The sequence below is a fragment of the Armatimonas sp. genome (genome assembly GCF_964826245.1).
The window spans coordinates 1-10242 of record NZ_CBAYMC010000160.1; the positions used below are offsets into that span (position 1 = coordinate 1).

Sequence of the window (10242 nt, forward strand, 5' to 3'; positions counted from 1 at the left end):
GACGCCGCCGCGGAAAAAATCCTCGCCGACGCAAGAGCGCTCGAAGCCGCCGGAGTTTTCAGTCTCGTCATCGAAGGCGTCCCCGCGAGCCTAGGCAAGCGCATCACCGAAGCACTCAGCATTCCGACTATCGGGATCGGCGCGGGGCCAGACTGTGACGGCCAAGTGCTCGTCCTCCATGATCTACTTGGCTTCACCGAGAAGCCCCCGAAGTTCGCCCGTGCCTTCGGCGAAGTCGCCCATGCCTCCGTTGCTGCGCTCCGTGCCTACGACGAAGCCGTCAAAGCCAGCACATTCCCTGCCGCAAAGGAGAGCTACACGTGACGATCTTTCATACCCCTGCCGAGTGGCGAGAACTCCGCCCCCAAAACACCACCATCGGGTTTGTCCCGACCATGGGAGCGCTCCACGAAGGGCACTTGGCCCTGGTAAAGACTGCGCTGGCGCAGTGCGAGCACGCTGTGGTGAGTATCTATGTGAATCCCACACAGTTCAACAACCCAGAAGACTTTGAAAAATACCCGAAGACGTTCCACGACGACTGCCAAATGCTCGAAGCCATCGGCTGTGGCTTTGTCTTTGCCCCCACCTATGAGACGCTCTACCCCGATGGCTACCGCTACCGCGTGACGGAGAATCTAACCAGCACACTCCTTGAGGGCGCACACCGCCCCGGCCACTTTGAGGGCATGCTCACCGTGGTGCTGAAGCTTTTGAATTGTATCCAGGCCGACGCGGCGTTCTTTGGCGAAAAAGACTTTCAGCAGCTTCTCTTGGTGAAAGAGATGACCGAGTCGCTCCAACATCCCACCAAGATCGTCCCCTGCCCCACAATCCGCGAGCCCGATGGCCTCGCCATGAGCAGCCGCAACCGCCGCCTGACTCCCGCGCAGCGCGCTCTTGCCGCAAAGTGGGCACAGACTCTCGCCGATCTCTCCCTCACCTGCGATGAAGCAACACAAAAGCTCGAAGCGCTCGGCTTCACCGTCGATTACATCGCCGAGCACTGGGGCCGCCGCCTCGGTGCCGTCCACACGCCCCCCCTCGATAATGGCCCCATCGTGCGGCTAATTGATAACGTGGCCCTCCTCCCCCCTTCCCAACCTGCCTCCGCAGGGTTGGCACCCAGAGGGTACCCGGGGGCTGGGGGAGGAGGGTCATGAACATTCTCTTCCAGCTCTCCGGCTCCATCGCCTGCTACAAAGCCTGCACGGTGATTTCGCGGCTTGCACAGTCGGGCCACAGCGTGCAGTGCGTCGCCAGCGAGTCCGCACTGAAGTTTATCGGGGCGGCGACTCTGGAGGGGCTTTCCGGCAAAGCACTGCTCACGGATACCTTTGCGCCGGGGCGCTGGATGGAGCATATCGAGCTCAACCGCTGGGCGGATATCTCGGTGCTCTGCCCGGCGACGGCAAATCGCCTCAATAAAATGGCCGCCGGTGTCGCCGACGATCTGCTGGGAAATCTCTGGCTGACCCATGACTTTACCAAGCCGCTCTTTGTCGCCCCGGCCATGAACACAAAGATGTGGACCCACCCGATTACCCAAGAGTCTCTCCAAAAGCTAGAGAGCCTCGGCGTGAAAATCCTGCGCCCTGAGGCGGGCAACCTCGCGTGTGGCGATGTCGGGGAGGGACGCTTGATGGAGCCCGAGGAGCTTCTGAAGGCGATCTTAAAATGAGAGTTCTGGTGACTTCGGGCGGGACGCGGGAGCCCCTTGATGGCGTCCGGGTGATTGCCAACTCCAGCACCGGTGCGACAGGCGCAGCCCTCGCCGATGCATTTTGGCAGGCAGGGTTCACGGTGACACTCGTGCGAGCAAAGCACTCCGTCGCGCCAGAATGCCCCGTGCAGGAGCGCTTTTTCGTCACCGTCGCGGATTTAGACGCTGCCTGCTATGCGCTTCTTTCCCACGAGCACTTCGATTTAGCCATCCACGCCGCCGCCGTCAGTGATTTCGTGGTGGAGTCTGTAACCGTAGACGCAGTCCGCTATCCCGCGCCGCTGTCCGGCAAACTTAGCTCTGCACAAAAACTCTCCGTTGAGCTAGTGCCGGGTAAGAAAATCCTCCCTGAGCTCAAGGGCTATAGCCAAAACCCGACCCTGAAATTAGTGGGCTTCAAGCTTACCGATGGCGCAAGCGACGAGGAAATTCGTCAAGCCGTTGCCAAAGTGCTGGCCGCAGGAGCCGATCTCGTCGTCCAAAACGATCAGCAGACTATGGCAACAACCCGCGCCGTGCTCTGGGATTCCCATGGCCCCGGAAAGCCCCTTCCCACTCTCTTAACGCTCTGCGACGCACTTGTCGGGTATGCTAAAGCGCTATGACCATTCCGATGCTCTACTCCAAGCTCCATCGCGCCACCGTGACCGGAGCAGAACTCCACTACGAAGGCTCTATCGCGATTGACACAACGCTCATCGCTGCGGCGAAGCTGCGCCCGCTCCAGCAAGTCGAGATCTACAACATCAACAACGGTGAGCGCTTCGCCACCTACGTGATCGCAGGCTCACCCGGCGAGGTCTCACTTAACGGCGCAGCCGCACGACGCGTCCAGAAAGGCGACTTATTGATCCTCTGCGCCTACTGCCAAGTAGCGCTTGATGATGCAAGTACGCATACAGCCCAGATTGTCTTGCTGGGCGAGGGCAATGTGATCGAGAAGACCTTCGAGCAGTGAGCTACTTGGTCGGGCTGGCGGGCAGTGTCGCGGCGGGAAAGAGCACGCTAGCGGCGCAGCTTGCAGAAAAAGAGCAGGCGCTTGGCAAGACCGTGGAAGTCGTCTCCACCGATGGTTTTCTCCTCCCCAACGCGGAGCTAGAGCGTCGGGGCTTGCTAGCACGCAAAGGCTTCCCTGAGAGCTACGATACGGCGGCATTTGCAGCGTTTTTAGAGGCCCTTCGCACGGGTGAGCCCGCCATAGTTCCCCTCTACTCCCACCAGACCTACGATATTCGGTCTGGTGAGTATCGAGAAGTCATTGGCCCAGACGTGGTGATTATTGAGGGAATCAATGCGCTCCAGCCCCTATTCACACAGGGAAAGCTCGACCGTAAGATCTACCTACATGCCGAGGAGCCCGATCTGTTCGGTTGGTATCGCGAGCGGCTTTTGCGGCTCCGTGACACGGCCCGCACCGATCCCAGCTCGTATTTTGTGCGCTTTCTGGCGCTCACAGAGGCGCAGTGGGAGACACGGATCAAGACGATCTGGGAGACGGTGAATCTCCCGAATCTGCGTGAGCATATTCTACCGACCCGCGACCTCGCCGACCAGGTGCTGGTGAAAGGGCCGGATCATGTCATCATGAACCAGCCCTCGACGCGTTTCTTACTCTGAGTCGGAGGTACCGGAAGGGCGGGCTCCACGGAAGCGCCGACGCCTGCCACCACGGGGAGCGATCGGTATGGCTTCCGTGGAATCCAAGCCACTTCCTTCCGAGTTGAGGAACTCCTCAACGGGAGGTAGCTCCCCTTCCAGAGGAGCCTCCGAGAGAGGTAGGAGCTCTTCCAGAGAGGGGCGGCGGACGGGCTCGGCCTCGGGAGCCAGCTCAGCCTCAGCGACGTCTGCCTCTTGCTCCGAAGGGCGACGGTCACGGCCGCCTCTGCCACGCCGTCGCCGCCCAAGTCGCTCGCTGGCCCCGACATCTGGCAGAGCCTGGGAGAGATCAGCGGGCAGCTCAATGACGGATAGAGCAGGCTCATCCGGCGCTAGATCACCCTCTTGACTGAGCTGCTGTGGTAGCTCAGCCAGTGCGGCCTGGAACATCGCCTCATCTTCGGCAGAGATAGACTCCACTCCCAGGGCGGACGGAGTCTCAAAAACAAAGGGCGGAGTGGGTGTAGGAAGCTCGCTTACGGTCAGACCGGCAGGTGCCCCGATCGGCTCTGCACCGAAGCGCTCTGCCTCCGCCGTCGGGCCAAAGTAGAGAAGACGCGTCCCATTGACCGGCATCGAAAGCCGTGCCCCACGTCCGTCACGAGCCAGGGTCTCCCCGTAGACAAAGTCATGAAGAACCGAGTCCTCCGGGAGATAGACCGTGGTTCCACCACCGGGTGCGGAGTGCAAGCAGAGCATCCCGTCGCCCACCCAGGCCACATCATCATCGGCGGCGTAGATTGGAACCCCTGCTTGGCGGTAGAGACCACGCAGCAGAGCTTGGGTTAAGACAGGCTCCCCGATAAACACGGACTGCCAGCGCGGATGCTTGCGCACTGCCAAAGACCCATTGCCGTTTCCGTACTCCGCCACCACCTGGGCACGGGAGTCCGAGACCGTCAGCGTGGGGTTCACCCGCACTTCATCGCCCAGTTTCTGGCCACGAAGTGCTTCTGTAAGAGGCAGGCGTGCATCCGAGAACACGCGACTTCCGAGCTTGGAGGCAAACGGCTGGAACTTCAGGTGCATACCAAAGACCTCCGCCTGCTCCGTAAGGCTCTCCTCACGAACACCGGGCGTAAAGATCCAGGCCAGTGTCCGCCCGTCTTCCTGCCAGCGCTCCCGAATCGCCGCGCGCACGGCAGGCTCGATTCGGAAAGCATTCAGGAAGATCAGGAGCCGCGGGCTCTCCGGGAAGTTCTTACGAAGCAGATCCGACTGGAGGTAGAACCCAACCCGTGCCCCCGAGCGCAAGAGCACATCACGTTGCTCTGAGATCAGCTTCTCGAGGAGGCGCTCATCACGGACATCGAAGAAGCTCGCCTCATCCACGATCACGGCAACATCGGGGTCGGCGTTCGCACGAACCCGAGGGTTGCGTCGGCGGGTGGCGTAGAGCTCCGCGATCTCGCGCAGTCCTCCCAGAAACTCCCAGGTCTCGCGATCATCGAGCCAGCCCTCGCCCCAGAGATCCATGTAGGAAATCCCCGCACCATGGGCTAAAGCCGCTCCAAAGTTGCGGACATGCACCGCGCGAGTCCCCTCCACGGTTGGGACATGCGGGTTGTAAGTATCGGGCGTCGTACCACTGGCAAGAAATGTCTTGGTATCGTCTTCGAGGATGCAGAGCTTCCCCGCAAGTGCCACGGACTCAATCGGAAGCGGGAGCGGCGCGGAGCCACCAGGAAGCCGTCCATTGTAAGAGAGTGGTGCCGTCAGAATATCCACGTGAGGCGAGGCCAGAACTTCAGCAAGGGCCAGGTGCCCCGAGCTCGTGCGCGCCAGCTCAAGCGTATAACCGCAGCTCACCGCCACCGCGCTTCGTCCCCCTGAGGACTCTTTGACGGCCTTTGCAAGGCGATTGATCACCTCGGCGACACGCTCACTCATGAAGCGATGAAAGTCGGACCACTGCGCCTCTTTCGGACTAAGGAACACGCCCGGCCCCGCAGGAATCGGCCAGGTCGGAATCTGTGCGGTCTCAAAGGAGACGGTACCACTGTACCAAGCGGCTCGAAAGGCGACCACGGAGTTCTTGTAGCGCGTGCGTAGCCAAGCGCGAAACGCGGCAACATTGGCATCGGAGAGGTCGTAGCCCACTCCTTTTTCGTGAAGCCACTCGCCGTGCTCTAAGTAGAAGCCAAAGACGCGGCTGGCGTGTGGCCCCTGGGCAACGTGCTCGACGGCGGCGCGGAGTGCCTCTTCGGCCTCGCCTTCCCAGAAGAGGCGTGACCCTATAGAGACATCGCCTTGCTCGCCACTGGCATAGCGCACCAGCTCACCCGGATTCTGCCGTGCCCACGAGGCGGGCGGCGAGAAGATCAGGCGGGGCAGCACCAGGGCCTCGGGAGCATTCTCTGCCACAAAGCCAATCACGCTGTCTAGTAAGTCAAAGCGGCGCTCACCGGAGCGTGTCTTCCAGGGCAGGTGGCACAGCACCGTAAACAGGCGCACACCCGCTTCGTAGGCAAAGCGAATCTGCCGCTGGGCAACGGGGAGAAACTCCTCCCCCATCTCGGTATTGACGAAGCAGAGCATCGGGAGCCGTGGCTCGCCGCCAATGAGGAGCTCGGCAACGCCCTTGCGTACCGCGACTTTGGTCTCCACAAGATTGGCAAGAACATCGGCGGCGAGAGGGACATAGACAGGAGGCAGCGGCTCCGCGACAACGGGCGCGATGAGTCCTGCGATGGGCGGTGGCAAGAGCGCGGCGACAACGGCGACCGGGGGACGGCGCTGACGACCACGAATGCGGCGAGAGTCCGGCTCGGGCGTGGGCGTTAGCTCAGGCTCCTCAACCGGCGGCGCATACACGCGCGGCTCATCACCGGAGACCATCAGAGTGGGCGCGGCAACCGTGCGAGTTCGACGCAGCCCACGTGTACGCCGCGACTTCCCTGCGTCATCGTCGTCGGCTACCACGGCCTCAGGTTCAGGAGTGGGCTCTGCGGCGGGCTTATTCCCCCCTCGTCCCCGACGGCGGCGATTGTTGCCTGATCGACTTTCACTCTTCTCAGGCTCACTTGTCGTAGCAGGCTCGACAGCGACAGCGATGATCGGTGCCTCGGGAGCCACTTCAGCCAAGATGGCCTGCGCAGCTTCAAGTGCCAGCGGCTCCGCTTTGGGACGCGAGCGGCGACGGCGCGAGGCAGACTCCGCGGGCACAGCGACAGTGGGCTCTGGCTCGGGTTCGATAGCCACAGGCTCCGGTGTCACGCCCTCAGGCTCCGGTTCAACCACGACAGCGGCTTCTACCACCACGCGCGGCTTACGAGTGCGTCGCGGCTTTTCCACCACAGGCTCAGGCTCCGCGACCCGCTCGGGCTCTGGTGCAACCACGGCGGGAATTTCTTCGACTGCAGTCACCTTCGCACGGGGGCTTCGCCGACGAGGCTTTGCAGGTTCCGGCTCGGGCTCAAGAGAGGGGGTGCTATCAACATCAGGGCTACTTAACGTAGCATCGGGCACGACGTTTTCATCGTCGGCAGAGGCGGCATTGCGCCGTCGTCGCATGGGGTACTCCTAGTAAAAGCGGTTATTAAAGAAAAACGCCTCAACCCATTCCAGCTCACGCTCACGCCACAAAGAACCAACAACGGGGCGGCGGGTCACTGCTAGGGAGGCATCTAGAAACGACATCCGCGCACGAATCGTGCGCTCCAGTCAGGAGTATACCACGTTTATTAAGCGGTAGAATGAATCCATGAAGCCAGGTTATCTCCCACGCCGTGAGTTCCTCGCCCGCGCCGGTGGAGGCATTGGGGCTCTGGCGCTCAACACCTTGCTTGCTGACGAAGGCAAGGCACAAAGCGTGGATCCTCTCGCGCCCAAGAAGCCACACTTTGCCCCTAAAGCCAAGCGGGTCATCTCGATCTTCTGCTTTGGGGGCCTCTCGCACATGGACACGTTTGACCCCAAGCCTGAGCTGATCAAGCAAGACGGCATCTCGGTGGCGGGCCGTAAAGAGTTCGACACGGGCGGGCGGAGTGCGCCCGGCAAGCTGATGAAGAGCCCCTGGGAGTTCAAGCGCTACGGCAAGTGCGGGATGCCCGTGAGTGATCTTCTGCCCCATATCGGCGGATGCGCCGATGACATCGCGCTGGTTCGCTCGATGCGCTCGGAGAGCAACAACCATGTCCCGGCGGTCTACCACATGCTCACCGGCTCGATTCTGGCGGGCCGTCCGGGCCTCGGGAGCTGGGTCAGCTACGGTCTGGGCACGGAAAACCAGAACCTCCCGGCGTTTGTGGTCATGACCGATCCACGGGCTTTAGTAGGAGGCGGGGCAGGCAACTGGAGCGCGGGGTTTCTGCCCAGTAACTACCAGGGTGTCCCGTTTCGCAGTAGTGGCCTGCCCGTACTCAACCTCAAGCCCCCCACCGGGCTCTCTCCCGAGAAGCAGCGCGAGCAGCTTGATTTCTTGCACCAGCTCAACGATGAGTTTCTTCGTGAGCGCCCACAGGAGCAAGAGCTTGCCGCCCGTATCCGTGCCTACGAGCTGGCGTATCGTATGCAGTCCGAGGCCACGGAAGCAGTAGAACTAACAAAAGAAACCGAGGCCACCAAAGCGCTCTACGGGATGGACAAGCCTGAGACCGAGCTGGTCGGACGGCAGTGCTTGCTGGCGCGGCGCTTGGTGGAGCGGGGCGTGCGCTTTGTGCAGATCTACTCGGGTGGCGGAGTCTTTGACCAGAGCTGGGACGCCCACAACGGCATGGTCGCTAACCACGAAAAGCGAGCGAGGGAAATTGACATTCCCGTGGCGGGACTGCTCAAGGACTTAAAGCAACGCGGCCTGCTCGACGATACCCTGGTGGTCTTTCACACCGAGTTTGGCCGCATGCCCTTCACGGAAGGCGGGACGGGGCGCGATCACAACCCGAAAGCATTCTCGGTCTGGCTGGCGGGAGCAGGAATCAAAGGCGGCACGATCTACGGCGCGTCCGATGAGCTGGGCTATATCGCCTCCGAGAACGTCCAGACCGTCTACGACCTCAACGCCACAGTCTTGTACCTGCTCGGGCTGGAGCACACCAAGCTGACCTATCCCTACAGCGGCAGAAACATGCGCCTCACCGATGTCAGCGGCGAGGTGATCAAGGCGATCCTCACATGAAATTCGCCCTCTGGCTAAGCCTTCTCGACGAGTAGGCTTGCTATGCCAATAAATCCTTAACGACATGCCCATGGACATCGGTGAGGCGGAAGTCGCGGCCTTGATAGCGGTAGGCGAGGCGGGTGTGGTCAAAACCGAGAAGCTGTAGGATCGTTGCCTGTAAGTCGTGGACGTGGACGACGCCGGGGGTGAACTCGGACTTGCTGGGGGTGATGGGGTTGCCCTGGGCATCAGCGATGTTGTAGCCGTAGTCGTCGGTGCGGCCATAGGTAAAGCCGCGCTTGACCCCGCCGCCTGCCATCCAGAGCGAGAAGCTACGCGGGTGATGATCCCGGCCATAGTCGTTCTTTGCCAGCTTCCCCTGCGAGTAGCTCGTGCGCCCAAACTCCCCACCCCAGATCACCAGCGTGTCGTCGAGCATCCCGCGCCGCTTAAGATCGAGCACGAGTGCCGCAGACGCTTTATCGGTCAGCTTTGCCTGGCCGCGCATCGCGCCGGGCAGGCCGCCATGGTGATCCCAGCCCTGATGGTAGAGCTGGATAAACCGCACGCCTTTTTCCGCCAAGCGCCGTGCCAGGAGGCAGTTCGCGGCAAACGTACCGGGCTTGCGGGCATCTTCGCCGTAGAGTGCGAAAGTTTCATCGGGCTCCTGGGAGAGATCGGTGACATCAGGGACACTCGTCTGCATGCGATACGCCAGCTCGTACTGCGCCATGCGGCTCTCGATTGCAGGATCGAGCGTGTTTTGCGTTTGCAGCTTGCTCAGCGCCCCGAGCGTGTCCAGAAGTGCACGACGGCTCTTCGGCGAGATGCCCTCCGGGTTGTTGAGATAGAGCACCGGATTTTTCCCGGCACGGAACTGCGTTCCTTGAAAGCGCGCATCTAAAAAGCCGCTGCCCCACAAGCGTGAGTACAGCGGCTGGTCGCCCTGATTGGCGGTCACCAGCACCACAAAGCTCGGTAGGTTCTCGTTCATCGAGCCGAGGCCGTAGCTCACCCACGCGCCCAGGCACGGCCTGCCGGCGATCTGGCTCCCCGTCTGGAAAAACGTGATCGCGGGGTCGTGGTTGATCGCTTCCGTCCACATCGAGCGCACGAGGCACATCTCATCGGCGATCTTCGCGATCTCCGGCATCACCTCGGAGAGCTCCATCCCGCACTTGCCCGCACGCACAAAGTTAAACGCGGAGCCCGCCAGAGGCAGCTCGGCCTGGTTCGCACTCATTCCTGTCAGGCGCTGACCGCGTCGCACAAAGTCAGGCAGCGGCTGGCCGTGTTTTTCGCGGAGAAGTGGCTTGTTGTCAAAAAGATCCTGCGCCGCCGGGCCACCGCTCTGGAAAAGATAGATCACGCGCTTCGCCTTTGGTGCGAAGCTCCCTCCGCCCCTAATAATCGGGGAGCCCGTGAGGGGGCTCTCTAAGCTACCCAGCCCAAGTGCCCCTAGCCCAAGGGTGGAGTTTGTCAAAAAATGCCGTCGCGTCAGTGCCAGTGGATCCATAGCCCTATTCTACCGAGAAAAATAAATTTTGCGGATTTTATCAGAATCGGAGGTTCTCAGCCGTTCTGAGGGCGGAGAACCAAAACCCATGAACCGCAACCTAAATCTCGCTTTCGCCTCGCTCAGCTCGCTACTTTCCGCCCTGCCTGCCACGGCCCAGACCACGCTCTTTTCCGATAACTTCAACCGCGCCATGCTCACGGTCAGCGCACCGACGACCTACACCACCACGGTCACAGCGGGCGATGG

The 10242-nt window shown here is 61.4% G+C and carries 9 protein-coding genes; 7 read left to right on the forward strand and 2 right to left on the reverse strand.

What is annotated here, in order from left to right:
• From AC1XOS_RS14925 to AC1XOS_RS14950, 6 genes are all read left to right on the forward strand, one after another.
• The coding region (locus AC1XOS_RS14925) for a 3-methyl-2-oxobutanoate hydroxymethyltransferase (protein WP_481963020.1) at nucleotides 1–324 on the forward strand (324 nt) is incomplete at its 5' end.
• Complete coding sequence (gene panC, locus AC1XOS_RS14930) at nucleotides 321–1163, forward strand: pantoate--beta-alanine ligase (RefSeq protein WP_481963021.1); 843 nt, start codon at nucleotides 321–323, stop codon at nucleotides 1161–1163. The genes AC1XOS_RS14925 and panC, both read left to right, overlap by 4 nt.
• On the forward strand, nucleotides 1160–1681 hold the full coding sequence (locus AC1XOS_RS14935) for a flavoprotein (RefSeq protein WP_481963022.1): 522 nt from the start codon (nucleotides 1160–1162) through the stop codon (nucleotides 1679–1681). The genes panC and AC1XOS_RS14935 overlap by 4 nt, the downstream gene beginning before the upstream one ends.
• On the forward strand, nucleotides 1678–2328 hold the full coding sequence (locus AC1XOS_RS14940; RefSeq protein WP_481963023.1) for a phosphopantothenoylcysteine decarboxylase domain-containing protein: 651 nt from the start codon (nucleotides 1678–1680) through the stop codon (nucleotides 2326–2328). Before AC1XOS_RS14935 ends, AC1XOS_RS14940 begins: the two co-directional genes overlap by 4 nt.
• Nucleotides 2325–2681, forward strand: coding sequence for an aspartate 1-decarboxylase (gene panD / locus AC1XOS_RS14945; RefSeq protein ID WP_481963024.1), 357 nt, complete (start codon nucleotides 2325–2327; stop codon nucleotides 2679–2681). The genes AC1XOS_RS14940 and panD overlap by 4 nt, the downstream gene beginning before the upstream one ends.
• Entirely contained in the window at nucleotides 2678–3340 is a 663-nt protein-coding gene (locus tag AC1XOS_RS14950) for a type I pantothenate kinase (RefSeq protein WP_481963025.1), read from the forward strand. The genes panD and AC1XOS_RS14950 overlap by 4 nt, the downstream gene beginning before the upstream one ends.
• Here AC1XOS_RS14950 and AC1XOS_RS14955 read toward each other — a convergent pair.
• Complete coding sequence (locus AC1XOS_RS14955; RefSeq protein WP_481963026.1) at nucleotides 3332–6892, reverse strand: beta-galactosidase; 3561 nt, start codon at nucleotides 6890–6892, stop codon at nucleotides 3332–3334. The genes AC1XOS_RS14950 and AC1XOS_RS14955 overlap by 9 nt on opposite strands.
• 190 nt (nucleotides 6893–7082) lie before the next feature.
• Between AC1XOS_RS14955 and AC1XOS_RS14960 the strand changes: the two genes are divergently transcribed.
• Nucleotides 7083–8495 carry a DUF1501 domain-containing protein gene (locus AC1XOS_RS14960; RefSeq protein ID WP_481963027.1) on the forward strand — a complete coding sequence of 471 codons (1413 nt, stop codon included), beginning with the start codon at nucleotides 7083–7085 and terminating at the stop codon, nucleotides 8493–8495.
• Nucleotides 8496–8535: 40 nt separating this feature from the next.
• Here the strand turns inward: AC1XOS_RS14960 and AC1XOS_RS14965 are convergent, their stop codons facing one another.
• Nucleotides 8536–9993: a DUF1501 domain-containing protein gene (locus AC1XOS_RS14965; RefSeq protein WP_481963028.1), complete on the reverse strand. Its 1458-nt coding sequence runs from the start codon at nucleotides 9991–9993 to the stop codon at nucleotides 8536–8538.
• Between the last annotated feature and the right edge of the window lie 249 nt (nucleotides 9994–10242).

Bases quoted from the DNA above. Each gene is read 5' to 3' on its own strand.
- AC1XOS_RS14935 (WP_481963022.1), top strand. From the start codon at position 1,160: ATGAACATTCTCTTCCAGCTCTCCGGCTCCATCGCCTGCTACAAAGCC.
- AC1XOS_RS14940 (WP_481963023.1), top strand. From the start codon at position 1,678: ATGAGAGTTCTGGTGACTTCGGGCGGGACGCGGGAGCCCCTTGATGGC.
- panD (WP_481963024.1), top strand. From the start codon at position 2,325: ATGACCATTCCGATGCTCTACTCCAAGCTCCATCGCGCCACCGTGACC.
- AC1XOS_RS14955 (WP_481963026.1), bottom strand. From the start codon at position 6,892: ATGCGACGACGGCGCAATGCCGCCTCTGCCGACGATGAAAACGTCGTG.
- AC1XOS_RS14960 (WP_481963027.1), top strand. From the start codon at position 7,083: ATGAAGCCAGGTTATCTCCCACGCCGTGAGTTCCTCGCCCGCGCCGGT.
- AC1XOS_RS14965 (WP_481963028.1), bottom strand. From the start codon at position 9,993: ATGGATCCACTGGCACTGACGCGACGGCATTTTTTGACAAACTCCACC.